This is a genomic window from Pseudomonas sp. FW305-96 (assembly GCF_058783825.1).
Map to the genome: position 1 here is coordinate 60119 of NZ_JBYSYW010000001.1, position 24664 is coordinate 84782.

At 65.6% G+C, this 24664-nt stretch carries 19 protein-coding genes and 2 pseudogenes; 16 read left to right on the top strand and 5 right to left on the bottom strand.

Going from position 1 to position 24664, the window contains the following annotated elements:
- From AC3WL2_RS00290 to AC3WL2_RS00310, 5 genes are all read left to right on the top strand, one after another.
- Entirely contained in the window at window positions 1-1329 is a 1329-nt protein-coding gene (locus tag AC3WL2_RS00290) for a TolC family outer membrane protein (protein WP_102683349.1), read from the top strand.
- A 78-nt stretch (window positions 1330-1407) separates the two neighbouring features.
- Window positions 1408-2016, top strand: coding sequence for a hypothetical protein (locus AC3WL2_RS00295; RefSeq protein WP_102683350.1), 609 nt, complete (start codon window positions 1408-1410; stop codon window positions 2014-2016).
- A gap of 180 nt (window positions 2017-2196) precedes the next feature.
- The gene (locus AC3WL2_RS00300) at window positions 2197-2577 is read left to right on the top strand and encodes a hypothetical protein (protein WP_102683351.1); all 381 of its coding nucleotides are present in this window, start codon (window positions 2197-2199) and stop codon (window positions 2575-2577) included.
- 167 nt (window positions 2578-2744) lie between these two features.
- Window positions 2745-3560 carry an isocitrate lyase/PEP mutase family protein gene (locus tag AC3WL2_RS00305; protein WP_102683352.1) on the top strand — a complete coding sequence of 272 codons (816 nt, stop codon included), beginning with the start codon at window positions 2745-2747 and terminating at the stop codon, window positions 3558-3560.
- 226 nt (window positions 3561-3786) lie between these two features.
- Window positions 3787-4650 (top strand): sensor domain-containing diguanylate cyclase, encoded by an 864-nt coding sequence (locus AC3WL2_RS00310; protein WP_102683353.1) that lies wholly within the window; start codon window positions 3787-3789, stop codon window positions 4648-4650.
- A gap of 61 nt (window positions 4651-4711) precedes the next feature.
- Here AC3WL2_RS00310 and bla read toward each other — a convergent pair whose 3' ends face one another.
- Window positions 4712-5587 (bottom strand): class A beta-lactamase, encoded by an 876-nt coding sequence (bla, locus tag AC3WL2_RS00315; RefSeq protein ID WP_102683354.1) that lies wholly within the window; start codon window positions 5585-5587, stop codon window positions 4712-4714.
- A gap of 227 nt (window positions 5588-5814) precedes the next feature.
- On the opposite strand from bla, the gene AC3WL2_RS00320 reads away from it, so the two are divergent.
- The gene (locus AC3WL2_RS00320) at window positions 5815-6132 is read left to right on the top strand and encodes a hypothetical protein (RefSeq protein WP_102683355.1); all 318 of its coding nucleotides are present in this window, start codon (window positions 5815-5817) and stop codon (window positions 6130-6132) included.
- A gap of 245 nt (window positions 6133-6377) precedes the next feature.
- Here AC3WL2_RS00320 and AC3WL2_RS00325 read toward each other — a convergent pair whose 3' ends face one another.
- Window positions 6378-7169, bottom strand: coding sequence for a response regulator transcription factor (locus AC3WL2_RS00325; RefSeq protein ID WP_102683356.1), 792 nt, complete (start codon window positions 7167-7169; stop codon window positions 6378-6380).
- Window positions 7170-7307: 138 nt separating this feature from the next.
- Between AC3WL2_RS00325 and AC3WL2_RS00330 the strand changes: the two genes are divergently transcribed.
- The 3 genes from AC3WL2_RS00330 (at window position 7308) to AC3WL2_RS00340 (ending at window position 10432) form a co-directional block, all read left to right on the top strand.
- Complete coding sequence (locus AC3WL2_RS00330) at window positions 7308-8411, top strand: polyamine ABC transporter substrate-binding protein (RefSeq protein ID WP_102683357.1); 1104 nt, start codon at window positions 7308-7310, stop codon at window positions 8409-8411.
- 121 nt (window positions 8412-8532) lie between these two features.
- On the top strand, window positions 8533-9687 hold the full coding sequence (tssI, locus tag AC3WL2_RS00335) for a type VI secretion system tip protein TssI/VgrG (RefSeq protein ID WP_102683358.1): 1155 nt from the start codon (window positions 8533-8535) through the stop codon (window positions 9685-9687).
- A 91-nt stretch (window positions 9688-9778) separates the two neighbouring features.
- The gene (locus AC3WL2_RS00340) at window positions 9779-10432 is read left to right on the top strand and encodes an HD domain-containing protein (RefSeq protein ID WP_102683359.1); all 654 of its coding nucleotides are present in this window, start codon (window positions 9779-9781) and stop codon (window positions 10430-10432) included.
- Between the two features lie 2 nt (window positions 10433-10434).
- Here the strand turns inward: AC3WL2_RS00340 and AC3WL2_RS00345 are convergent.
- A pseudogene (locus AC3WL2_RS00345) lies at window positions 10435-10656 on the bottom strand (Lrp/AsnC ligand binding domain-containing protein); the annotation flags it as partial.
- A 268-nt stretch (window positions 10657-10924) separates the two neighbouring features.
- On the opposite strand from AC3WL2_RS00345, the pseudogene AC3WL2_RS00350 reads away from it, so the two are divergent.
- From AC3WL2_RS00350 to glsB, 3 genes and pseudogenes are all read left to right on the top strand, one after another.
- Window positions 10925-11482 (top strand): annotated as a pseudogene (locus tag AC3WL2_RS00350) (HD domain-containing protein); the annotation flags it as partial.
- A gap of 9 nt (window positions 11483-11491) precedes the next feature.
- Window positions 11492-11998: a GNAT family N-acetyltransferase gene (locus AC3WL2_RS00355; RefSeq protein WP_256582508.1), complete on the top strand. Its 507-nt coding sequence runs from the start codon at window positions 11492-11494 to the stop codon at window positions 11996-11998.
- 149 nt (window positions 11999-12147) lie between these two features.
- Entirely contained in the window at window positions 12148-13065 is a 918-nt protein-coding gene (glsB, locus tag AC3WL2_RS00360; protein ID WP_102683362.1) for a glutaminase B, read from the top strand.
- Between the two features lie 87 nt (window positions 13066-13152).
- On the opposite strand, the gene AC3WL2_RS00365 is transcribed toward glsB, so the two are convergent.
- Complete coding sequence (locus tag AC3WL2_RS00365) at window positions 13153-17388, bottom strand: hemagglutinin repeat-containing protein (protein WP_102684425.1); 4236 nt, start codon at window positions 17386-17388, stop codon at window positions 13153-13155.
- A 38-nt stretch (window positions 17389-17426) separates the two neighbouring features.
- Window positions 17427-19136 (bottom strand): ShlB/FhaC/HecB family hemolysin secretion/activation protein, encoded by a 1710-nt coding sequence (locus tag AC3WL2_RS00370; RefSeq protein WP_102684426.1) that lies wholly within the window; start codon window positions 19134-19136, stop codon window positions 17427-17429.
- 545 nt (window positions 19137-19681) lie between these two features.
- Between AC3WL2_RS00370 and AC3WL2_RS00375 the strand changes: the two genes are divergently transcribed.
- The 4 genes from AC3WL2_RS00375 (at window position 19682) to AC3WL2_RS00390 (ending at window position 24662) form a co-directional block, all read left to right on the top strand.
- A complete protein-coding gene (locus tag AC3WL2_RS00375; RefSeq protein ID WP_102684460.1) occupies window positions 19682-20140 on the top strand; it encodes a GNAT family N-acetyltransferase in 459 nt (152 codons plus the stop codon).
- A 169-nt stretch (window positions 20141-20309) separates the two neighbouring features.
- The gene (gene proP / locus AC3WL2_RS00380) at window positions 20310-21812 is read left to right on the top strand and encodes a glycine betaine/L-proline transporter ProP (RefSeq protein ID WP_023631310.1); all 1503 of its coding nucleotides are present in this window, start codon (window positions 20310-20312) and stop codon (window positions 21810-21812) included.
- Window positions 21813-21960: 148 nt separating this feature from the next.
- Window positions 21961-22416, top strand: a complete 456-nt coding sequence (locus AC3WL2_RS00385) for a (2Fe-2S)-binding protein (RefSeq protein ID WP_023631311.1) — start codon at window positions 21961-21963, stop codon at window positions 22414-22416.
- On the top strand, window positions 22416-24662 hold the full coding sequence (locus tag AC3WL2_RS00390; protein ID WP_102684427.1) for a xanthine dehydrogenase family protein molybdopterin-binding subunit: 2247 nt from the start codon (window positions 22416-22418) through the stop codon (window positions 24660-24662). The genes AC3WL2_RS00385 and AC3WL2_RS00390 overlap by 1 nt, the downstream gene beginning before the upstream one ends.
- Window positions 24663-24664 lie beyond the last annotated feature (2 nt).

Sequence of the window (24664 nt, forward strand, 5' to 3'; positions counted from 1 at the left end):
ATGAACCGCCACTGCCTTGGCCTGTGCCTGCTGGCGCTGGCGTTGCCGGCCGGCGCCATGGACCTGAGGCAAGCCTGGGACCTGTTGCAGTACCAGGGGCCGATCTACCGCGCCGCGGTGCATGAACAGCAGGCCGGCCTGGAAAACCGCGCCATCGGCCAGGCCGGCCTGCTGCCGCAGGTCAACGCCTCGGCCTACGCCAACCGCATCGACGGTAGCCAGCGCCAGCACGGCATCGACAATGACCTCGACTACGACTCCACCGGCGCCAACTTGCGCCTGCGCCAGCCGCTGTTCAACAAGCAGAAGATGGCCGAGTACCGCCAGGGCCAGCAGCGCGCCGACTACAGCGTCGCTGTGTTCGATGCCAAGAGCCAGGACGCCGCCGTGCGCCTGGCCGACAGCTACTTCGACGTGCTCCTGGCCAGCGAGACAATAACCCTGGCCCGGGCCAAGCTCGGAGCCTTCGAGGAGCAGCTCAGCTCGGCCAGGCGACGCATGCAGCTGGGTGCCGGCACCATCACCGACATCGACGAGTCCCTGGCCCGGCGCGACCTCGCCGAAGCCGAACTGATCGAGGCCCAGGACAACCTGGCCAATGCCAGCCGCAAACTGGCCGAATACATCGGCGAAACGCCCGCATCGCTGACCACCCTGCAAGCGGACTTCGCCACCCCGCCGCTGCTGCCGGACAACCTGCGCGACTGGCTGACCCGGGCCCAGGCCGACAGCCCCTTGATCCATGCGCGCCAGCACAGCTACGCGCTGGCTGAGGAAGAGGTCAAGCACGCCAAGGCCGGCCACTGGCCGACCCTGGACTTCGTTACCGGCTACACCGCCGGCAAGAGCCAGTCGATTTCCGAGCTCAACCAGCGTAACCACTACAGCTCGATCGGCCTGGAATTGAACATCCCGCTGTACAGCGGTGGCGGTGTCAGCGCACTGAGCCGCCAGGCCAGTGCCAACAGCGCCAAGGCCTTGGACGAACTGGACGCCACGCGCCAGGAGGTCATCACCGGCACCACCCGCGAGTTCCGCGGCGTACAGAGCGGCGCCCTGCGCGTGCACGCGCTGGAAAAGGCCGTGGCCTCAAACGAACGCTCGCTGCTGTCGGCACGCAAGGGTTTCAGTGCCGGCGGCACCAGCACCAATGCCGATGTGCTCAACGCCGAGGAGTTGCTGTTCGTGGCACGCCATGACCTGTTCGAGGCCAAGCTTCGCTACCTGATGTCGCGCCTGCGCCTGGCCTCGGCGGTGGGCAGCCTGGGGGACGACGACATCGACCAGATCAACCGGTACCTGGGGCCAGAGCTGTTGGTGAACAACTAGGTTGAGCTACACCCCCACGACATCCGCCCTCGGATTGGCGATACTACGCGGCCCTCATCCCTGAAAAGGACTTCGCTGATGAAGCGACTGCTTGCCCTCACCCTCCTCACCTTGGCCATCGCCGGCTGCGACAAGGCCGACCAGACCACCGCAGTGTCCGGCCAGTGCGCCAAGGACATCGACTGCAAGGGTGAGCGTATCTGTGACAGTGGCCAGTGCGTCAACCCGCAGCCTCAGGCCGCGCTACTGGCCAAGCCCGCCGTCACCGCGCCGCTGGCGCCGAGCATCGCCTATGAGCCGCTGCCGATCAGCGACGAAGGCGCCGGTCCGTTCACCGTCCAGAGCATGGAGCTGGGCACCGCGCTCAACTACCAGTCCCGGGCAGGGGTGATGAACGTCATGGAGTCCATCGTCGCCGACGCCGAAGGCACCGGCTACGTCGCCATAGAGAAGGCCTATGCCTTCGGCCCGAGCCGCTATGTGCTGGTGGTGTCCACGGGCGAAGGCGGCAATGCCTGCCCAGCGTCCACCTATGTCTTCAGCTTCGACACCAGCGGCGAGTACGTGGACGGCAAGACCGAGGTGGACGGTTGTTCGGAAATGGTCGAAAGCATGGCCGAGGGCAACAAGCTGACCATCAAGAAGGACGGCGCCGCGACCGTGGTGTACAACGGCCAGGTGAAGTGATCAAGGGCGGTCAGGTGGCCCGGCTCGCGCCAGCCGCAACGCACTGAAGTCGTTGATGATTCCGGCATGGGCCCGGCAGAACTTTTTCCGTTTTGCCGGTCTATTGGGTGAGTGCGCCACGCGGCTGTCCTGGCATCCGCTGGCCACATGCTCAATTGCCCACAGAGGTCGTCTTCACTGATGAAAATCCCTGCCCCATGCATGCTGCTCGTTGGCCTGTTCGCACTCGCGGCCGCAGGCTCGGCATCCGCCGCACCGATGAAGACTGTTGCACCTGCCGCCCAGGTCCTCGACGCGGCGAACCATCCCGCAGCCGCAAACCCCTGGCCAAGCCTGGCAAGCGCGCCATCGGCACCGCTGCTGGCCCATGACGACCGCTATCGCCACGACGAGCGCTGGCATGACCACCGCGACGACTGGCGCCGGGAGCAGTGGCGTCGCGAACAATGGCGCCGGGAGCAGCACCGCCGGGCAATGGAGCGGCAACGCTACTGGGACCGTCACCATGATCGCGCCCTGCACCACCGCTATGACGACGATCGCCGCTACTATCGCCGCTGATCAGCACTCCGTGTATTCAGCCCCGCGCTGAAGTTTCACTGGGGGCTGGAGGCCACCGCAGCGCTTCGCTGGAACATCTTGAAAAGTCGTGCAGGCCCGACCGGTTGAATGGCAATCTAGGGCGCGCAGCAAACCCTCTTCAGGATATTCAACGGAGTCATGCACTCATGGCAGCAATGGATCGCGTTTTTCATGACCTTCACCAGCAAGGGCTGTTGCTGCTGGCCAATGTGGCGGACGCCGGCGGTGCACGCCTGGTCGAGCGCCAGGGCAGCAAGGCAGTTGCCACCAGCAGCGCCGCCGTGGCCTGGTCCCATGGTTACCAGGATGGCGACAAGCTGCCCCTGGCGCTGCTGGCCGGCACCGTCGAGTCGATGGCAAGGGTACTCAACGTGCCGCTGACCGTGGATATCGAAGGCGGCTACTCGGACGATCCCGAACAGGTCGCCAAGGTCGTCGACACCGTCATCGCCGCCGGCGCGGTGGGCATCAACATCGAGGACGGCACACAGCCCCCCGAGCAGCTCCTGCGCAAGATCGACGCCGCCAGAAACGCCGCCAGCCAGCGCGGGGTCGACCTGTTCATCAACGTGCGCAGCGATGTCTACCTGAAGAACCTGCTGCCCGCCGAGCAACGCCTCGAAGAGCTCCTGCGTCGCGCCACGCAGTATGCCGCCGGTGGCGCGAACGGGCTGTTCGCCGCCGGCGTGGTCGAGCCCGGCGAGATCGCCACGCTGTGCCGGGAGGTGACGCTGCCGGTCAACCTGCTCTGGCGCGCAGGCTTGCCCGGCCCTGCCGAACTGCAACGGCTTGGCGTTCGCCGCCTGAGCGCCGGTTCGAGCATCGCCGAGTTTCTCTACGGTGCCATGAGCGGCCTCACCCAGCGCTTCCTGGAAAACGGACAGCTCGACACCAGTGGGTTGAAGGCCCACAGCTATGCAGAACTCAACGCACTGATGGCCAGCCAGGCTGATCGTACCTGAACGAAGCAAAGGCTGCAGTGCTGAAGCTGAGGCGGCACGTGCAAACCTGCGCTGCTCCACGCGCCGGGTCGCAACACATGAGCGTCATACCGGTAGTGCCCCGCCCCCGACCCTGTGTATGCTGCACGGGCGCGGCAAGCGGCCCAAGGCGGCTTGCAGGACATCGCGCGGCCGCCCTGCGTGATCGGACCATGACCGGGCTACCCGTATCGGATACCCCCGCCCTATGCCCGTCGACCTGCAAGCGCTGTACCCCAGGCTGATCCACCTGATGCTGGACACCGTGTTCGTGGTCGACCAAGACGACACCATCGTGTTCGTGAGCGATGCCTGCGCGGCCTTGCTCGGCTACCGCGCCGACGAGCTGACCGGCACCCCGATCACCCGCTACATGCACCCGGACGACCTGGAGGCCACCCGCGCCTCGATCGTGCGGGTGATGAACGGCAACGCCCACTGTGACTTTCGCAACCGCTATGTGCGCAAGGATGGCGAGATCGTGCACATTCTCTGGGCGGCCTCCTGGTCCGACGAAGTCGGCGCGCGGATCGGCGTGGCCCGCAACATCACCGCCCTCACCCAGGCCGAGCAGGAACTGCGCTTCCTGGCCCATCACGATCCGCTGACCAAGCTGACCAACCGCTCGCTGTTCAACGACCGCCTCGCCACGGCCCTGCGCATGGCTCGCCAGCAGCAGCGGCGGCTCGCCTTGCTGTTTCTCGACGTCAATGATTTCAAGGGTATCAACGATGTGCATGGCCATGCTGCTGGCGACCGCGTGCTGTGCACCATCGCCCGTCGGCTGCAGGACAGCGTGCAGGCGGCGGACACCGTGGCGCGGATCGGCGGCGACGAGTTCATCGTGCTGCTGACTGACGTGCCCTCGGAGGATGACGTGTACGAGATGGTCGAGCAGATCGCCAGGGTCATGGAGCAACCGCTCGGCGCCGAATTCGGTGAGGTCAGGATGCCCTCCTGCAGCATTGGCGTGGCCTGCTACCCCAGCGATGGCGAGGATGCCGACACCTTGCTCAGCCATGCCGATGGCCAGATGTACCTCAAGAAACGGCGGCGCGTACGCGTGGGGTGAGCCGACCTCATCGCGGGGCAAGCCCGCTCCCACGCGTTCGGATAATGGTCCGAGCGATTGCTCAGCCCTGCCAGGCGTCCACCACCACCCGCGTGGCTGCCGCGATCGTCTCGCTGTTCCAGGGTGCATCCGCCTTGGCGCCCCGGCTGAACACCACCAGGATCCACGGCGCCCGGCCTTTGGGCCAGATCACCGCGACATCGTTGGCCACGCCATAGTCACCCGACCCGGTCTTGTCGCCCACCACCCAATCCTTCGGCACGCCGGCGCGGATGCGGGCATCGCCCGTGGTGTTGCCCTTGAGCCAGGCCTGCAGCTGTTGTCGCTCGGCAGCGGCCAATCCGTCGCCCAGCAACAGACGCTGCAAGGTCACGCCCATGGCCAGGGGCGTGGTGGTGTCACGCGGATCGCCTGGCAAGGCGGTATTGAGCGTCGGTTCGTTGCGGTCGAGGCGGAACGTCGGGTCACCCAGGCTGCGGGCAAACGCCGTAAGCCCCGGCGGGCCACCGACCAGCTCGAGCAACAGGTTGCCGGCGGTGTTGTCGCTGTACTGCACCGCGGCGGCGCAGAGCCCGGCGACGGTCATGCCGGCGCCCACGTGCTTTTCTGTGACCGGGGAATACACCACCAGCTGTTCGGCGCCGTAGGCGATGCGCCGCTCCAGCAAGCCCGGCTCGGCCTGGCTGCGGTGCAGGATGGCGCCGGCGAGGACGGCCTTGAAGGTGCTGCAGAACGCGAAGCGCTCCTCGGCGCGCCAGGCCAGTTGCTGGCCGCTGCCGGTGTCCAGGGCCCACAGGCCGATCGTGCTGCCGGTGGTGGCCTCCAGTTGCTGCAATGGCTTGCGCAGCGGGTCATCCGCCCAGGTTGGCAGGGCCAGCAGGGCCGAGCAGCCGAGCGCGCCCTGGAGCACGCGACGGCGGCTGAGGGTGGGAGTCATGCGGGTATTCCTTACGGCAATGAGCAAAACGCGAAGGCTAGAACGTTTTAGCATGCACGCCAAGCAGAGGAAGCGGCCAGGCCTGCCTACGCGGCGCATGGCACGCGCTTGTGCTGCGAGCGAGCCTGGCCAACTGTTTTTCGCGCCACCGCCCTGGCTACCCTTGCGCTGACCGGCAAAAGGCAGGACAGTAACCGGGTATTCCCGCAAAGAAACGGAGATTCGCCTTGACTACCGATCGCCTGAGCCTGCTCCAGTTCGAGCACCTCAGCCTGAAACCCGCCGCCGCCAGCCAGTTCGCCCTCTCGTTGAAGGAGCTTGAACAGCTGACCCTCCCCGAGCGCTACGCCTTCCGCGCAGCCCACTACCTGGGCGACCTGGCCGAAGCGGAGAACAGCCAGCAACTGGCGGTTGCCAAGGACCAGGGCATCGGCTTTACCCAGGGCCTGCTCACTGCCGCGGCAATCGAAGACGCACTGGCGAAAAGACTGATCGAGGTCTTCAGTAACGCCAGCGAACGCGCCCACAAGCTGTTGCCTCAGTAATACCTTCAAGAGCCCGGCGCCATGCCGGGCTCTGCCCTGCCCCGATCTTGCCCTAGTGTGGTGTTTTACAAATACGACCAATAAATCGCGAGCGTTTTTTGCGCTCAGGCAAGGCGTCGCGACGAGTCGTAGCCCAGCTACGGCGAGGAGCGACAACGCCGCATGAGCGCAAAAAGCGCCGCGAGTTATGGTCGTTATTTGTGAAACACCACACTAGCGATCAACATCTGCCCCAGTAACTGAGGTCACCGTGCAGAAAGAACGTCCTGTTTGGGCATGAGGAACCGAGCGAACAATTCCGATTGTGAACGGACATTCAACTTGGCATAGAGGTTACGCCGATGAACCTTGATGGTCTCCACCGAGAGCGCCAGCTTGCCGGCCACTTCCTTGTTGGAATAGCCACTGAGCAACAACCTGAGCACATCGCTTTCGCGCGAGGTGATCTGCGTGGCCAGCTGCGCAACCGTTTCAGGCCATGACAGTGGCTCGGCGAGGTGTTCGTTCGCGTCGACTTCAAAGGCCATGCGCTGGTGCATGAGCGCAGTTACCCAGGGCTTGATGATATCGAGCAGGGTAATTTGCTCCTGGCTGAAACGTACCTTGCTCCCGATGGACATGCACAATGTTCTATCGGGGTCGAGCTGGACATTGTATTGGACTTCATCCGCCGAAATATAATGAGCGAAATACTGCTGATAGTATTCAGTTTCGACGAAGTATTCCGGCGCTATGTCCAGCAGATGAAAGAAGCCACTCTGCGGGTTTTCCCGATTGGCGATATAAAACGGGTCCAGCAGGTAAAGCCCCTTCACATAGCGATGAATGAACGCATCGACCTCCTGCGCATCCGCCACCTCAGGAAGAGCCACCACGTCCACCTGCTGCTGGCTGAAGATCAACACCACCCAGTTGTCGATCTGCACGTACTCATTCAATACCCGCACCAACGAACTCCAGAACGCGGGGCGGTCCAGCTGCATGATCAGCTTGCCGATCGAACGGTGCCACGCCAGGCCATGAAGGTCGAACGGCATTTTCTACCCCTTTTGGGTTAGGAATCAGCAGGTCAGCGCTACGTAATCGGAGGTATTTACTATCCGGGCCTGCCCGGTATAGTCGCTGTCCGGGCTCAGGACGGGCCAGAAGATACATCGTTTCGATAAGGATGTTGCATGAGAACGTCACGTTTGCGAACCCTTTTTGCGGCCTCGCTGCTCGGTGCGGCAATCAGCACCTCGGTGGCCGCGGCCCAGCCCGGCATGCACCTGTACAACTGGTTCGGGCTGCTCGCGCCAGAGACCCCCAAGGCCTTCGAGCAGGCAACCGGCACGCGGATGCGCATGGATGCATTCGACAGCGCCGACATCATGCAGAGCAAGGTAATGGCCGGGCGCACGGGGTATGACGTGGTCGTGGCCACCTCCAACGTATTGCCCAGCCTGATCCAGGCGGGCGTGCTGCAGCCCTTGGACCGTGAGCAACTGAGCAACCTGGCACATATCGACCCGGCGCTGCTGGCCCAGGTCGCGGTCAATGACCCCGGCAATCGTTACGCGGTGCCCTACCTGTGGGGCACCACCGGCATCGGCTATGACGTCGACAAAGTCAAAGCGGCATTGGGTGAACAGGCGCCGGTGGACAGCTGGGACCTGATCTTCAAGGAAGAGAACATCAGCAAGCTGCAATCCTGCGGGGTGGCGATGCTGGATTCCCCCAGCGAGATCATCTCGATTGCCTTGCATTACCTGGGGCTGCCCAGCAACAGCAAGAACCCGGACGACTACCAGAAGGCCCAGGCGCTGCTGTTGAAAATACGCCCCTACGTCCTCTACTTCGATTCCTCGCGAATCGACACCGACCTGGCTGACGGCAATATCTGCGCGGTTGTCGGTTGGGCCAATGGCGCCCTTGCGGCACAGGCCCTGAACGAAAAGACCAACACCGGGCGCCGGATTTCCTACAGCCTGCCGCGCGAGGGCGCGCTGGTCTGGTCGGAGAACCTGGTACTGCTCAAAGACGCCCCTCACCCCAAGGAAGGCATGGCGTTCATCAACTACATGCTGCGGCCAGAAGTCATCGCCAAGACCTCGAACCACACGCTGTACCCCAACGCCAACAAAGACGCCACCGCGTTTGTCGAGCAGAAGCTGCGCGACAATCCCTGGATCTACCCGGACGCCACGACGATTTCCACGCTTGTCCCACTCGAACCACTGCCGTTGAAACTGGAGCGGATCCGCACCCGGGTCTGGACCAAAGTGAAGAGCGGCGTGTGATCTGAGGTGATGGGGTGGCTGCTGCCCCCTGCCAGCCCTTGATTGTGTCCATTGGCGTGCAACGCGCTGCGCGCCAATGCCTGTTGCTCAATTGAGTCCGACCTTGAAAAGAGAACAGTGGATGTTCAGCCCAGCCCAACAAACTCGATTCAGTTTGACGATCGACGGTATCGATCACGCTTTCCACGTGCTCGCATTCAATGGGGAGGAAGCGCTCGGCAGGCCGTACTACTTCAATGTGGAGCTTGTCGGCGAGCGGGCTGACATGGATCTCGAGTGCCTTTTCGACCGTGAGGCTTTCCTGTCCTTCGACAACAATGGCAACGGCATCCATGGCCGGGTCTACCACATCGCTCAAAGCGGTAATGCACAGTGCTCGAAGCACTACAGCATGACCCTGGTACCGCACCTCTCCTACTTGCGCCATCGCATCAACCAGAGAATCTATGAACAGTTCTCGGTACCGAATATCGTTGCCTTGATCCTGGAAGAGCACGGAATCGTCGGCGACGCTTATCGGTTTCATCTAGGCTCGACCTACCCCGAGCGCGACTACTGCACCCAGTACCACGAAACGGATTTGCACTTCATTCAGCGCCTGTGCGAGGAAGAAGGCATCCACTTCCATTTCCAGCACAGTGCCCAGGGCCATGTGCTGGTGTTCGGTGATGACCAGGCGGTGTTCCCCAGGTTGGGGCAACCTGCCGCCTGCAACCAGGACGGCGACAATCCGCTCGATATTCGTGGCCTGGCAGATCATCAAGCCGAAGGGCACAGTGACCAGACCCATTTGGCCAGTGGCCATGTACTGGACGTTTGCGGGCATCCGCGCCAGGCGTTGAATGCCCCGTGGCTCCTGACGCGGGTCATTCACCAGGGCAGGCAACCACGGATAGCCAGTGAGCGCGGCGCCACTGACCACGTGGATGACATTGCTCGGGGATACCGCAACCACTTCATGGCTATTCCCTGGGAAGCGCCCTACCGCCTGCCTCTGACTCACCGCAAACCTGAGCTACCCGGCAACCAGACCGCTGTCGTCATCGCGGTGGAAGACGAGATGTCCCAGCGTGACCGGCGCCTGGCAAAGATACAGGTCAAGTTCCCCTGGGACCGCGAAGACTGGTTCGACGACAAGAGCAGTTGCTGGCTGAGCGCGTCCTCCAGTTGGAGCTGTGCGAGCACGCCACCGCACACGGGCATGGAAGTCATGGTCACCTTCGTGGAAAACGACCCCGATCAACCGCTGATCAGCGGTTGCCTGTGTTGCCGCTGACCGCACGCCTGCCCGAGCCAGCGACGATTGGTGTACCGTTGCCGCGCCGAACCGATGTTCAGCCCTTACCCTGATCGATGGAGCACGCTCGATGGCCAACGCGCCGTTCTTTCCCCTGCAGCCCCTGGCGGACGAACTGCTGCCCTGCCTGCCCGGCGCCTGTACCGACGGCTCCCACGACCTCGCCCATGTGCAGCGGGTGTGGAGCAACGTCCGGCGCATCCAGGCCAAGGAAGGTGGCGACCTTGAAGTGCTGCTGGCCGCCACCGTGCTGCACGACTGCGTGGCGGTGGAGAAGAACTCGCCTCTGCGTAGCCAGGCCTCGACGCTCTCGGCCAAGCGGGCCGCCGCGATCCTCACCGACAAGGGCTGGCCATCGACACGCGTCGAGCAAGCGGCCCATGCGGTGCAGGCCCACAGTTACTCGGCGGGCATCGCGCCGCTGAGCCTGGAGGCGAGGATCCTCCAGGACAGCGACCGCCTCGATGCCCTCGGCGCGGTGGGCGTCGCCCGTTGTTTCTATGTCGCAGGGCGCATGGGCTCGTCACTGTACGACTTCGAGAATCCCACTGCCGAAGGGCGGGACCACCAGGACAACCGGTACGCCATCGAGCATTTCCACACCAAGCTGCTAAAGCTCGCCTCGGGGTTCCAGACCACCGAGGGGGCTCGCCTGGCGACGCTCCGGCATGAACGGCTGGCGTCGTTCCTGGACGACTTCATGGATGAGATCGGCGTGGCCTGAGCTCAGGTCGCCGGCACCTGCAACCCGGTCTTCACATTGCTCATCGCCACCAGCGTCTTGAAGTGCTTCACATTGTTGCTCTGGAAGAACAGCTCCCGCGTCAACTGGGTGTACTGCGCCATGTCCCGCACCAGCAGGATCAGCACGAAGTCGCATGCCCCCGCCACGTAATAGCACTGCTGAACCTGCGGGCAGGCCATGAAGGTGCGCTTCATGGCCTCGAGCAGTGCGCGGTCGAAGGGGCCAAGGTTCATGGGAGCGTGTGTCAGCGCCACCGACGGCAACAATGGCCGCGCCCTGGCCGCCGCCGCGCAGAGCGTGGGTTGTCGCTGCGTCATCGTCCTGCACACCCACGTCAGCGTGGAGCGCGATCACGGCAGCAGGCGTGGAACTGAGTATCCCAGGCATGCAAACGTCAGAACCATGAAGGCCGGCAGTCGTCTGGGGTTATCATGCCGACACGCTGAACCCGCCCCAGGACATGGAGTCGCCATGAACATCGAAAAACTGCAGAACCGCCTGGACTTCCTGCGCCAGGCCGAACAACTCAAGAGTGTGCTGCGCAGCGCCCATACCTCCACCGGCCGTGCCGAAAGCACCGCCGAGCACACCTGGCGGCTGTGCCTGATGGCCATCACCTTCGCCGACGAACTGGGCGACCTCGACCTGCTCAAGGTCCTGAAAATGTGCCTGGTCCACGACCTCGGCGAGGCCATCAGTGGCGACGTGCCCGCCGTCAGCAAGCAGGGCTTTCCCGACAAGAGCCAACAGGAACGCGACGACCTGCTGCAACTGATGTCGAGCCTGGATGCAGCCCTGCGCGAGGAGATCATGGGGCTGTGGGAAGACTACGAAGCCGCGACGTCCGCAGAGGCCCAGGCGGTCAAAGCCCTGGACAAGCTGGAGACCCTGTTGCAGCACAACCAGGGCCGCAATCCGCCGGGCTTCGACTATGCCTTCAACCTCGACTACGGCAAACGCTACACCGCCGCCACACCGCTGTTCGAGGCCCTGCGCGGCCTGATCGACGCCGACACGCGCAGGCACCTGGACAATGGCATCGCCCTGCGCGACGAACGCCCTGAAGACATCGACGCCATCGGCCAACTGACCGAAGCCGCCTTCGCCAACGCCGAGCACAGCAGCCACACCGAACAGTTCATCGTCACGGCGCTGCGTCGGGCGGGGCAGCTCACTGTCTCGCTGGTGGCCGTGGAAGCCGGCACCGTCGTCGGCCATGTGGCGATTTCCCCGGTCACCCTGTCGTCGGGCGCCAGCGGCTGGTTCGGTCTCGGGCCGGTTTCGGTGTCGCCGGCACGCCAGGGGCAAGGCATCGGCTCGGCGCTGATCAATGCCGCGCTGGCCCGGTTGCATGGGTTGGCCGGCCAGGGCTGCGTGGTGCTGGGCGACCCGCGCCACTATGCCCGCTTCGGCTTCAAGGCCCAGCCGGGCCTGACCTTGCCGGGCGTGCCTGCCGAGTACTTCCAGGCCCTGGCCTTCACTGGGGACGTACCGCAAGGCGACGTGCAATACCACGCCGCGTTCGAGGCAACCTCCAACGCGTAAAACGCGGTCACTGCAGGCGCGGGGCAAGCCTGCGCCTGCAGGTCACGCATCATCACAGGAATCAACGCCGGCAGATGTGCTCCGCAGCCAGCGACCATCGTCTACCTGAACGTTTTCGACCGCGTCTTTCCTCCGCACCAGGTTTTCCGATGCAAGCACTCCTGCAAGAGATCCTCGACCACGTCCGCCCCCTGCTCGTCCAGGGCCAGGTGGCGCAGTACATTCCCGCCCTCGCCCAGGTCGACCCCAACCAGCTGGGCATCGCCGTGCAGAGCCTGGACGGCCAGTTGCACTGCGCCGGGGATGCGCGCACGCCGTTCTCGATCCAGAGCATCTCCAAGGTGTTCAGCCTGGTGCAAGCGATCAACCACAGTGGCGAAGACATCTGGTCGCGGCTGGGCTACGAGCCTTCGGGGCAGGCGTTCAACTCGCTGGTGCAGCTGGAGGTGGAAAAGGGCCGGCCGCGCAACCCGTTCATCAATGCCGGGGCGCTGGTGATCTGCGACATCAACCAATCGCGCTATGCCACCCCCACCCTGTCGATGCGCGACTTCGTCCGCCGCCTGGCGGCCAATCCGCGTATCGTCAGCGACACGGTGGTGGCCGAGTCGGAGTACCAGCACCGCGCACGCAATGCGGCCATGGCCTACCTGATGCAGGCCTTCGGCAACTTCCACAATGATGTCGACGCGGTGCTGCGCAGCTACTTCCACCACTGCGCGCTGTCGATGAGCTGCGCCGACGTCGCCCGTGGCTTCGCCTTCCTGGCCAACAGCGGCTACTGCCCGCACAGCGGCGAACAAGTGCTCAGCCCGCGCCAGGCGCAGCAAGTGAATGCGATCATGGCCACCAGCGGACTGTATGACGAGGCCGGCAATTTCGCCTACCGCGTCGGGCTGCCGGGCAAGAGCGGCGTGGGCGGCGGCATCGTCGCGGTGGTGCCGGGGCGCTACAGCATCTGCGTGTGGTCGCCGGCGCTGAACGCCTCGGGCAACTCGTTGGTGGGGTTGCGGGTTCTGGAGCTGTTGAGCGAACGGATCACCGGGTCGGTGTTTTCGGCGGTCTGAACGTTCGCGGGGCAAGCCCGCGCCTACAGGGATAGCAATCGCCTGTAGGCGCGGGCTTGCCCCGCGATGGGCCGCAGAGCGGCCCCGTCAGCCTTTGTTGGTCAGATCATCAAGCTGCCCCTCGACCGTCACCGGCCCGACCTTCAGCTTGCCGTCATCCAGCGACACGCTGGGCAGGCCGGTTTCAGGCAGCTTGGGCAGGTCGAGGGTGGCCTTGACCTGGTAACCGAGTGGTTTCACCTCGGCCCCGACCGTGTTCCCGCCCTGCTCCACGCCCTTGACCTGCAGCCCCAGCTCGCGCTGCGCCGCGATCCCCGACGTTTCCTGGACCCCGGCCTTGCGCACGAACTCGCCCTGCGCGTTGAACGACGGCGTGTAGCCGAAGGCGGGCTTGGCTTCGCCGTCCTTGGCCTCGCCCGGTTTGCCGACAAGGCCGGCGCCCAGGTCGAGACGCACCGAGGTGGTGGTGTCCTGACGCTCCTGGATGCTGAGCCCGCCGGCGAGCTTGCCGCCGATGTGCTGGCCTTCGACACGGGCGCCGCTCAGTTGCGCCGCGCCCGTGCTGTTCAACGCCACCGTGTCGGCGGCAATCCGGCTGTTCTGCTGGGTGGTGCCCTGCAGATGATCCACATGCACCTTGCCGCCGAGGTCGAAGTCATGGGACGCAGTGGCCTGCTGGCCGGCGTCGGCCGGGGTATTGCGGCTCAGGTTGCCGCCGGCCTTCAGCTCGACGCCCCAGTTGTTGCGGCTCTGGGTGGACTGCGCCGACTCCAGCGCCAGGCCACCCTCGCCTGCGCCGACGTTGACGCCCCTAGCTGCGACCTGCGTGCCCTGCAGATGCACCGACTGGCCGGCCAGGTCCACATTGGCGCGGCTGTTCAGCTGGCCGCCGCTCAGGGTCTGCGAGCGTTCGTTGGTCTGGCCCACATTGAAGTTGCCGCCCAGCTTGCCGCTCAGGTCGCGGCCCTGCTCACCGGTGGCTGCCTTGCCGCCGAGATTGAGGCCGCCGCCCAGGTGGCTGCCGCTGACGGTCCGGGTGTCGCTGGCGGCCTGCAGGTCAAGAGCGCCACCGGCCTTGAGTTCGACCGGGCCCGCCGCGTCGATGCGCGTACCTTGCAAGGTCTGGTCGCCACCGCTGCCCAACCGCACCGGGCCGCTGCCGCTGATGCTCGCCACCTGGGCCTTGCTGTCGGCACTGTGTTCGCCGGCATGGTCGAGTTGCAACCCGGCGCCCAGGTCGACCTTGTCACCCACCGGCAAGGTGCCCACGGTCAGCGAAGCGCTGCCACCGAGGCTGCTGGTGTCGCGACGCTCATGGTTGCTGGCCTGCTCCAGGGCCAGCTTGCCGCCAGTGTTGACGGCCACCGCGCCCTGGCCACCGTCGAGGCGGCTGCCTTCGAAGCGGGCATCGCCGCCGACCTGGATGTTAAGGCCCTGATTGCCACTGAAGGTGCCGACCACGGCAGTGGGACGGTCTTCGGCCAAGCTCTTGCTTCCCCCCGAACCACTGGCGGTCACATTCAGGTCCTCGCCGGTCTTGGTGTAGACCCGGGCGGATACATCGGCATTCACCTGCTGCTCGCTGCGGCTGTGGGTGTTGCTGGCGGCCTCGGCCTGCAACGCGCCGGCCTTGATGTTCAGCGCGCCGCCGTTGGCGTTGTACTGGGTGCCCTGGTCCTTCAGCGCACCAGCCACATCCAGCTGGACGCCCTGGCCGTTGAACTGGCTGACCACCGCGGTGCCGGTCTGCTCACCCTGCTGCTGGCTGGCATGGCCCACGGCCAGGTCGACGCCCAGGTTCGGCGTGCCGAGCTTGCCCAGGGCGTCGGTCAGCGAGGTCTTGCCGGCAAGCACGTCCTTGACATCGCCCAGCGGCAGCTTGCCGTCGAGCGCGTCTTTCACCGACACCTTGCCGTCCACCACATCCTTGACCACCCCGGCGATCGGCCGGGCGATGTCCTTGTATTCGACATTGACGCCGACATCCGCCGTCCAGTTGCTCTGCTGGTGGCTGCTGCTGGTGGTGTCGCGAGCCGCGCGGTTGTCCACCTGGTTGGCGCTGACGCTCAGGGTGCCGGCGCTGTTGACCTGGGCGCCTTCGCTGGCCAGGGTGTCGGCCTTGATGGTCAAGCTGCCGGCGCTGTCGATGCCGGTGGTCTTGGCAGTGCTGCTGCTCGCGGTGTCCTGCTGGGTGCCATGGGCGAAGTCGACCCCGGCGCCGGCACGGTCGAGGCCGGCGGTGAGGTAGACGCCACCCCCGGTGTGGCTGCTGTCGCGGGACTCGCTGCGGCTGTCCTGCTCGGCCAGCAACGACACCTGCTTGCCGGCCAGGGTGGTGTCGCCTGCCGTGGACTTCACCGCTGCGCCCTTGACGGTCAGGTCAGCGCCGGCGGTCAGCTGAACCTCGCTGCCACTGAGGCTGGAACCCTGCTGGCTGACCTGGCTGCCAGTGGCGCTCTGGCGATCGCTCGCATAGCCGACGCCGGCGCGATACTGCCCCGAGCCCGGCGCGGTCTCCTTGGCCGAGGCCACGAAACCACGGCTGCTGCTGGCGCTGCCGTGCTCGCGGGTGTCCTGGGCCGAGGCGACCTTCAGGTCGCCCGCCGCGTCAGCGCTCAACGCGCCGCTGGCCTTGACCGTGGAGCCGACCACCTCGATGCCTTCGGCGCTGTTCAGGCCAACGCTGCCACCGGCCACCAGCTCGCTGCGCACGGCGGTGCTTTCCCGGCTGTTCTGCTTGGCTTCGTTGTGGCTGACGCCGAAGAACTTGCTCTGCTGGTTCTGGCTGTCGCGCTGGTCGGTGCGCGAGGCGTTGCTGATCTGCACCTGCTTGCCGGCGATGCGGATGTCCTGGCCGCTGGTCAGCTGGGCACCTTCGGCCAGCACCGAAGCCTTGGCCCGCAGTTCGATATCGCCGCCCTTGAGCTGGCTGGTGACGCTGCGCTGGGTTTCGCTGCGATTGTCCCAGTCGGCCTTCCAGAAGCCCTTGGTGTGCTTGCCCTGGTCGCTGTTGACCTGGCGTTCGGTGGCAGCGGTCAGGCGCAGGTCGCCACCGCTGTTCAGGCTCAGTTGGCCGGGCGCCTCCATGCTGGCAGCATTGACGGTGACATCCTGGCCGGCGTTCGCACGAGCATCACGCTGGGCCACGACCTGCACCCCATGCTCGCGGGTATCGCTGTCGGTCTGGGTGCGCTGGTAGGTTTCCCAATCGATGCCCAGTGCGCCGCTGCGCCAGTTCTCGCGTTTTTCCTGGAGCTTGCGGCTTTGCACGGTGCTCAGGGTGAGGTTGCGCCCGGCGTCGAGCTTGACGTCGCGCCCGGCCACGTCGGCGGCGGCCAGGGTCAGGTCCTGGGCACCATGCAGTTGCACATCGCCCTGGCTGCTGCGCACGCCCGCACGGGTCGCTTGCAGCGAGTCGGCCACGGCGGCGCCGCTGATATTCAGGTTACCCGCCGAGTCGATGCGCACGCCGTCGCGGCCTTCGATCTGCCCTGGCCCGACCCGCACCCCGGCACCCTGCGCGGTGCTGACGATATTGATGCGCCCGGCCTGCATCGCGCCGAACAGGCTGGCGTCGATACGCTGCTCGCCGCTGGCCGCGCCGCCGTCGAGCACCTTGACCTGGCCGCTGGCGTAATCCACCTGGTTGCGGCCCACGGTGAGGTTGAGCTGGTCCCGGGCATCCAGGCGGCCCTGGCTGTCGATGCGCGGGGCGATCAGGTTGACCGAACCGCCGTCGTTGCGCAGGCCGGCGCCCTGCACCTGCAACTGGCCGCTGGCGTCCTGGGTGCCCAGGGCCTTGAGCCGGCCCGCTTCCAGCTCGGGGCGGCCCACCACCAGGCTGGCGTTGGGCGCGTTGATGAAGCTGGCGCCGTTGACCGAGATGCCGTTGGGGTTGGCCAGCACGTAGTCGGCGGCACGGCCGAAGATCTCCTGGGCGCCATTGATGGCGGAGGCGTTGCGGCTGACCACTTCATTGAGGATCACGCTCGCCGCTTGGCCCTGGAACTGCGGGTTGGCCGCCAGCTCGCCGGCCAGCTGCGAGTGCCCGGCCTGCAGGGCGTTGTTCAGTACCAGACCCTGGCGGTCGACGTTGTAGTCAAGGAACTGGTTATGCGACAGGCCCGCGCCGTTGGGGGCAACGATATTGACGATGGGCACGCCGCCCTGGGTCTGCAGTTGCGCCGTGCCCCCGGGCCCGGGGGCGACCACCACGCCGCCGGCCAGCGCCTGGGGCAGGCTGGTGGCCAGCAGCAGGCTGGCGATCGCCCAGCGCAGCTTGCCTTGCGGGGACAAATTGAAGGTAAAGGGGGTCTTGGGCATAGGTCACTCTCCATGTAGGTACTGCTAAATCGGTGCGCTCAGATCTGCACGGCGGCCCTGAACAGCCAGACTTCAGGCTCGCGCTGGTAACCGCGGGGCGTGTTGAGGCTGCGCTGGTAGTCGAGGTCCAGCTGCAGCGCCTTCCAGCCCAGGTTCACGCCCAGGCTCGCGCCGCTCAGGCGCTGGCTGGCGGCGCCGTGGTCGGCCTTGATCCAGCCATGGTCCAGCCCCAGGCGCGGGGTGATGGTCAGCGGTCCCTCTGCCCGCAGCGGCAGGCGCAGGGTGTTGCGCCACACCGCCCCACTGGCGCCGGACAGGCTGCTGATGCGGTAGCCGCGCACGGCCGAATCGTCGGTGCCGAGCAACTGCTCGATGGCCGGCAGCGGGTCGGGGCTGTACTGCAGGTTGAGCTGGCTCTGCCACTGCCAGGCCTGGCCCAGCAGCTGGCCGTTGCGCCACTGGCCAAGGCCGGCGCGGTACTTGCGAAACTGCGCCATGGGCAGGTCGGGCACCGGGCGATCAGCATCGTCGTCGGCACCGAACCAATGCAGCCCCTGGGCATAGTTGAGGTCCAGGTTCCACACCGCGTGGTCGAGCCAGAACAGGTTGAGCCCGGCCTCGGCCACGGTCAGCGTCGGGCTCTGCACGTCCAGGCGCACCTTGGCGAACTCGCTGTCGACATCCTTGTGCGCCAGTTGCAGGCTGGCGCTCAGTTGATGGCGCTGGTCGCGCCACAGCACACGCTCGCCGCGCAGGCTGAGCTGGTCGGTGATGCCGCGGCTATGCAGGGTCAGCGTGCTGAGCTTGACCGGCGAGCGGTACTCGGCATGGCTGGCGAACAGGCTGAAGGTCCAGTAGCCATAGGGGATCGCGTAGTACAGGCTGGCGTTGCGGCTGTAACGGTCGCCCTGGTTGAGGGTATCGCTGGCCGACAGGCTGAGCAGGTCGTTGAGTGCCAGCGGGTTGTCCAGGCCCAGGCTGAGCACGCGACGGTCGCGCCCGGTGCTGGCGCTGCCGAGGTTGTCCAGGCCCAGGCCCACGGCCACCCGTGGCTGGCCGGCGCTGCGCGGGCGCAGGATGATCCGCGAGGCGCCCGGCTGGCTGCCGGGGGCGATGTCGGCGGTCAGGTCGACCGAGCGCAGGCGGTTGAGCTGGTCCAGGCCCTGCTCCAGGTCACGCAGGTTCAGCGGCTCGCCGAGCATGCCGGGGAAGGCCCCGGCCAGCGACACCGGCAGGCGCTGGTCGGCCAGTTCGATGGCCTCCAGGTAGCCTTCGTCCACCAGGATGTCCAGCGACTGCCCGGCTGCCGGGGCGCTGCTCAGGTAGGGCCGGCTGGCGATATAGCCCTTTTCCAGGTACAGCGCGGTGATACTCGCCAGCAGCTGGTTGATCTGCCCCACGCCCATGCACGCCGCCACCAGCGGGTCGATGCGCGCATCGAGGGTGGCACGGTCGATCAGGGTGACGCCGCCCACCCGCACTCCGGCCAGCGGCCAGCAGTGCGTATCCGGGGCCGCGGCCTGGGGGACCTGCGCGGAAGTATCGGGCCCGGTGAACGCACCGCGCTGCAGTTGGCGGCGTCGTTGCTCCAGTTGCAGTTGCTGCAGGTCCTGTTGTTGCTGTTGCTGTTGGCGCAACACTTCCTGGCCGGGCGTAAATGTCTCGGCATGCAGGTTTCCGGCGCACAGGCAAGCCAGTGCGACAGACAGCATTAATTGGCGACGATCAACAGCAGACAGGTACGGCATACAACACCCATTCGCAGGCAAAGGCACAGCGAGAATCGCAGTACTTGGAACTTCCCAGCACGGTCACCGAGGGTTATCGGCACACGCGCAATAACTTTAGAAAGTTGAGCGTTGTTTGTTGAAACGCTCACGGAAAAGTTAACGACTGCTAATTACCACATGGCGCCGGGCATGACCGCATGGTCACTTGATAGCCCGTGGTAAAGCGGGTACGGGGTGGAGGGATCGAATTGTCCAACAATCGAACTTGATGACTGTCTAGCCCCACGGTACTTGTAGACACGAGCAGCAGACACCGGACTTTAGTCGCATGCCGCCTACGCACAGCAACTTGAAAACACACAAGAGGACTCTACTTCGGTGAAACGCGCCGAAACTAAGCCGAATAATTGGCCCGTGCGGCGACGATTCGTGCTGAACTTTCGACTCTATTGAAGCGACTGCCCTCGAATTTACTTGCAACTCGAGTACGCGTTAGAGGCCTGGTGTATGCTCGCGACATCACAGCCCACCGCACTGAAATGCCCCTCGACAAGGACAACAGCATGCCCCGCCTGGACTGGCTTGAACACCACATGGCCCACAGCGATACCCTCGCCAAGTGGCTGCACCAACAGTTCCACTACGAGTACGCGGACGTGCCGCTTAGCGACTGGCAACGCGAATTCGCCGAAGGCCAGCGCAACGGCCAATGGCGATGCCTGGTCGCCCTCGACGGCGACCGCCTGCTGGGCAGCGCCGCCCTGGCCAGCGACGACCTGCCCGGGCGCAGCGATCTTGGCCCATGGCTGGCCTGCGTGTTCGTCACCCCGCAAGCACGAGGGCAAGGCCTGGCGGAACAACTGATCGAAGGCATCTGCGACCATGCACGCAGCAGCGGAGTCTCCACGCTCTACCTGCACACCCACGACCAGAGCGCCTACTACGCCAAGCGTGGCTGGGCACCGCTGGAACCCTTCGAGGCTTGGGGGCAGCAGCACTGGCTAATGTCACGCGCGCTCTGATCGGTTGCCTGATGGCCTCTGTAGAAGCGGGCTTGCCTCGCGCCAGGGCCATCCGTGCCGCACACAAATGATCCAGCAGGGAATTATTTAGCGCGCCGTTGTATCTGACCCTAGGTACAAGGCTGGCCAAACCATGGCCATGCCCCACAGCCTCCAAGGACAACGGCCCATGAAATCACGCAGGAAACCCGTCAAGCCCATCGGCTTGAAGGACATCACCATCGTCGACGACGCCAAGATGCGCAAGGCCATCACCGCAGCCGCCCTGGGCAACGCGATGGAATGGTTCGACTTCGGCGTCTACGGCTTCGTCGCCTATGCCCTGGGCAAGGTGTTCTTCCCCAACGCGAGCCCCGGCGTGCAGATGATCGCGGCGCTGGCCACCTTCTCCGTGCCCTTCCTGATCCGCCCGCTGGGCGGGCTGTTCTTCGGCGCCCTGGGCGACCGCTACGGGCGCCAGAAAGTGCTGGCCGCGACCATCGTGATCATGTCCCTGAGCACCTTCGCCATCGGCCTGATCCCCTCCTACGCCAGCATCGGCATCTGGGCGCCGATCCTGCTGTTGCTGGCGAAGATGGCCCAGGGCTTCTCGGTGGGCGGTGAATACACCGGCGCCTCGATCTTCGTCGCCGAGTACGCCCCGGACCGCAAGCGCGGCTTCCTCGGCAGCTGGCTGGACTTCGGCTCGATCGCCGGCTTTGTCCTCGGCGCCGGCGTGGTGGTGCTGATCTCGACGCTCCTCGGCGAGGAACAGTTCCTCGAATGGGGCTGGCGCCTGCCGTTCTTCCTGGCCCTGCCGCTGGGCCTGATCGGCCTGTACCTGCGCCACGCGCTGGAAGAAACCCCGGCCTTCCAGCAACACGTCGAAAAACTCGAGCAAGGTGACCGCGAAGGCCTGGCCAGCGGCCCGAAAGTGTCGTTCAAGGAGGTGGCGACCCAGCACTGGCGCAGCCTGCTGACCTGCATCGGCGTGGTGATCGCCACCAACGTCACCTACTACATGCTGCTCACCTACATGCCCAGCTACCTCTCGCACAACCTGCACTACAGCGAAGACCACGGCGTGCTGATCATCATCGCGATCATGGTCGGCATGCTGTTCGTGCAGCCGATCATCGGCCTGCTCAGCGACAAGTGGGGGCGCAAGCCATTCATCATCATCGGCAGCGTCGGGCTGTTTGCCCTGGCGATCCCGGCGTTCATGCTGATCACCAGCGGCAAGCTGGCGGTGATCTTCGCCGGCCTGTTGATCCTCGCCGTGCTGCTGAACTTCTTCATCGGCGTGATGGCCTCGACCCTGCCGGCGATGTTCCCCACGCATATCCGCTACAGCGCCCTGGCCAGCGCCTTCAATATCTCGGTGCTGATCGCCGGCCTGACCCCGACCCTCGCCGCCTGGCTGGTGGAAACCACCGACAACCTGTACATGCCGGCCTATTACCTGATGGTGATCGCCGTGATCGGCCTGCTCACCGGCCTGACCATGAAGGAGACCGCCAACCGTCCGTTGCGCGGCGCCGCCCCGGCCGCCTCGGATATCGACGAAGCCCGCGAACTGCTGCAGGAGCACCACGACAACATCGAACAGAAGATCGAAGACATCGACGCGCAGATCGCCGAGCTGGAGGCCAAGCGCAAGACCCTGGCCCAGCAACACCCACGCATCGATTGAGGAGGCTTGCGCATTCCGCCGGATTGCTTGCCTGATCCTCTGAACCTGCGGGGTGCATCGATTGCGCAACGGGGCCATGTGCTAGCGTTTCTGGATTGGGGAACAGCGTATTCCCCGCTTCCAGAACCGATGATCAGCAGGTGAGCCCATGGAACTAAGAATCAACCAGCAGACCTACCAGGTCGAGGCTGACGCCGACACGCCCTTGCTCTGGGTGATCCGTGACGACCTCGGCCTGACCGGCACCAAATACGGGTGCGGCCTGGCCCAATGCGGCGCCTGCTCGGTGCTGGTGGACGGCAATGTGGTGCGCGCCTGCGTCACCCCGGTGGCCGGCGTGGTCGGTCGTGAAGTCACCACCATCGAGGCCATCGAAGCCGACGCCGTGGGCAAGCGCGTGGTCGCCGCCTGGGTCGAGCACCAGGTGGCCCAGTGCGGCTACTGCCAGTCCGGCCAGGTGATGGCGGCCACCGCGCTGCTCAAGCACACCCCCAAACCCAGTACCGAACAGATCGACGCGGCCATGGTCAACCTATGCCGCTGCGGCACCTACAACGCCATCCATGCCGCCGTGCACGAACTGGCCCAAGGGGAGAACGCCTGATGAACGCGCGTATCGACACCCCTGACGACCTGGCACGGCTGCGCAGCGGCGAAACGGTCAACCTGTCGCGTCGGCGCTTTCTTGCCGGCAGCGCCATCGGCGCACTGGTGCTGGGCTTCGGCCTGCCGCTGGGCTCGGCGCGGGTACAGGCCGCCGCCGCGACCACTGAGCGCGGCACCCAGGTGCCGGCCTTCCTGGAAATCCGCGCGGACGGCAGCGTGCACCTGCTCAGCCCGTTCATGGAGGGCGGGCAAGGGGTCAACACGGCCATGGCGCAGATCATCGGCGAGGAACTGGACGCCGACCCAGCCACCTTCGTGGTCGAAAGCGCGCCAGCGGGCGAGGCCTACGTGGTGATGGAGAACGGCCTGCGCATCACCGGCGGCAGCATGTCGGTGCGCATGAGCTACCCGACCATGCGCCGCCTCGGCGCCCTGGCCCGCGCCATGCTGCTGCAGGCCGGCGCCGAGCAGTTGGGCGTGCCAGTTGGTGAACTGAGCACCGAGCCTGGCAAGGTGGTGCACGCGGCCTCGGGCCGTGCGCTGGGCTACGGCGAACTGGCCGCCAAGGCCATGGACCTGCCGGTGCCCGACCCTGCCAGCGTCAAGCTGCGCGCCCCCAGCCAGTTCCGCTGGATCGGCAAGCCGGTGCAGCGCCTCGACGCCTACGACAAGTCCACCGGCAAGGCCGTCTACAGCATCGACGTCAAGGTCGACGGCATGCTCCACGCCGCCGTGCAGCATGCCCCGCGCCTGGGCATGACCGTAGGCAACCTGCGCAACGAGGAACAGGTCAAGGCGATGAAGGGCGTGCACTCGGTGCATCAACTGCCCGGTGCGGTCGCCGTGGTCGCCGAACGCTGGTGGCACGCCAAGCGCGCGGTGGAAGCGCTGCAGGTGGACTGGAAGGAAGTGGCCGCCGACAGCCAGGTGCGGCCTATGCCTGCCGATTTTTCCAGCGATGGCTGGCGCGAACACCTGGCCGCCCAGACCGGGCCGAGCCGCGACGAGGAAAACCAGGGCGATGTCGCCGGCGCCCTGGCCGGGGCCAAGACCAAGGTCGAGGCCACCTACCACAACCAGTTCCTCAACCACGCGCAGTTGGAGCCGCCCTCCGCCACCGCCCGTTTCAACCCCGACGGCTCGCTGGAAGTGTGGCTGCCCAACCAGGCCCAGGACATGTTCCGCGCCGACATCGCCAAGCGCACCGGCCTGGACCCGGCGCGGATCACCCTGCATTCGCCACTGCTCGGTGGTTTCTTCGGCCGGCACTTCCTGTATGACTCGGCCAACCCCTACCCGCAGGCCATCGCCCTGGCCAAGGCGGTCGGCAGGCCGGTGAAACTGATCTGGAGCCGCGAGGAGGAGTTCCTGCGCGATGCCATGCGCCCCATGGCCGTGGTCAAGTTCCGCGCCGCGCTGGACGAGAAAGGCCTGCCGGTGGCCATCGAGGCGATCAGCGCCACCGAAGGCCCGACCGAGGCCATTGCTGGCAAGCAGGGTGACAAGGTCGATCCCACCGCCCTCGAAGGGCTGTCGGGCAAGGCCTACGCCATCGCCAACAAACGCATCGCGCAGATCTATGTCAAAGGCCCGGCCATGCTCGGCTACTGGCGCTCGGTGGGCAATTCGCTGAACGACTTCTTCTACGAGTCGTTCCTCGACGAGCTGGCCGACAAGGGCGGCCACGATCCCTTCGAGCTGCGCCTGCAACTGCTGCGGGACAACCCGCGCCTGACCACCCTGCTGCAGGCGGTGGGCGAATTGTCCGGCGGCTGGAAGCGCGGCCCGTTCACCGCCGAGGACGGCAGCAAGCGCGCCCGCGGCGTGGCCATGGCCTCGCCGTTCGGCTCGGAGGCGGCGGTCATCGCCGAAGTGTCGCTGGAGGGTGGCCAGGTCAAGGTGCACGATATCTGGCAGGCCATCGACCCGGGCAGCATCGTCAACCCGGCGATCATCGAGGCCCAGGTCAACGGCGCGGTATCCCTGGGCCTGTCCCAGGTGCTGCTGGAAGAATCGGTGTGGCTGAACGGCATGCCACGGGCGCGCAACTACGACCTGTACCCGGTGCTGCCGCCATCGCGCATGGCCCGGGTGCATGTGCGCATCGTCGAGAGCGGGGCGAAGATGGGCGGCATCGGTGAACCGCCGCTGCCGGCGGTGGCGCCCGCGGTGGCCAACGCCGTGGCGCAGCTTACCGGCCAGCGCGTGCGCAGTATGCCCCTGAGCCGCCATACCTTCAGCTGACA

Excerpts from the sequence above, each read along its gene's own strand:
- AC3WL2_RS00295 (WP_102683350.1), top strand. The coding sequence starts at position 1,408 with ATGAAGCGACTGCTTGCCCTCACCCTCCTCACCTTGGCCATCGCCGGC.
- AC3WL2_RS00290 (WP_102683349.1), top strand. The coding sequence starts at position 1 with ATGAACCGCCACTGCCTTGGCCTGTGCCTGCTGGCGCTGGCGTTGCCG.
- AC3WL2_RS00300 (WP_102683351.1), top strand. The coding sequence starts at position 2,197 with ATGAAAATCCCTGCCCCATGCATGCTGCTCGTTGGCCTGTTCGCACTC.
- tssI (WP_102683358.1), top strand. The coding sequence starts at position 8,533 with ATGTTCAGCCCAGCCCAACAAACTCGATTCAGTTTGACGATCGACGGT.
- bla (WP_102683354.1), bottom strand. The coding sequence starts at position 5,587 with ATGACTCCCACCCTCAGCCGCCGTCGCGTGCTCCAGGGCGCGCTCGGC.
- glsB (WP_102683362.1), top strand. The coding sequence starts at position 12,148 with ATGCAAGCACTCCTGCAAGAGATCCTCGACCACGTCCGCCCCCTGCTC.
- AC3WL2_RS00330 (WP_102683357.1), top strand. The coding sequence starts at position 7,308 with ATGAGAACGTCACGTTTGCGAACCCTTTTTGCGGCCTCGCTGCTCGGT.
- AC3WL2_RS00390 (WP_102684427.1), top strand. The coding sequence starts at position 22,416 with ATGAACGCGCGTATCGACACCCCTGACGACCTGGCACGGCTGCGCAGC.
- proP (WP_023631310.1), top strand. The coding sequence starts at position 20,310 with ATGAAATCACGCAGGAAACCCGTCAAGCCCATCGGCTTGAAGGACATC.
- AC3WL2_RS00325 (WP_102683356.1), bottom strand. The coding sequence starts at position 7,169 with ATGCCGTTCGACCTTCATGGCCTGGCGTGGCACCGTTCGATCGGCAAG.
- AC3WL2_RS00305 (WP_102683352.1), top strand. The coding sequence starts at position 2,745 with ATGGCAGCAATGGATCGCGTTTTTCATGACCTTCACCAGCAAGGGCTG.
- AC3WL2_RS00370 (WP_102684426.1), bottom strand. The coding sequence starts at position 19,136 with ATGCCGTACCTGTCTGCTGTTGATCGTCGCCAATTAATGCTGTCTGTC.
- AC3WL2_RS00310 (WP_102683353.1), top strand. The coding sequence starts at position 3,787 with ATGCCCGTCGACCTGCAAGCGCTGTACCCCAGGCTGATCCACCTGATG.
- AC3WL2_RS00340 (WP_102683359.1), top strand. The coding sequence starts at position 9,779 with ATGGCCAACGCGCCGTTCTTTCCCCTGCAGCCCCTGGCGGACGAACTG.
- AC3WL2_RS00365 (WP_102684425.1), bottom strand. The coding sequence starts at position 17,388 with ATGCCCAAGACCCCCTTTACCTTCAATTTGTCCCCGCAAGGCAAGCTG.
- AC3WL2_RS00385 (WP_023631311.1), top strand. The coding sequence starts at position 21,961 with ATGGAACTAAGAATCAACCAGCAGACCTACCAGGTCGAGGCTGACGCC.
- AC3WL2_RS00375 (WP_102684460.1), top strand. The coding sequence starts at position 19,682 with ATGCCCCGCCTGGACTGGCTTGAACACCACATGGCCCACAGCGATACC.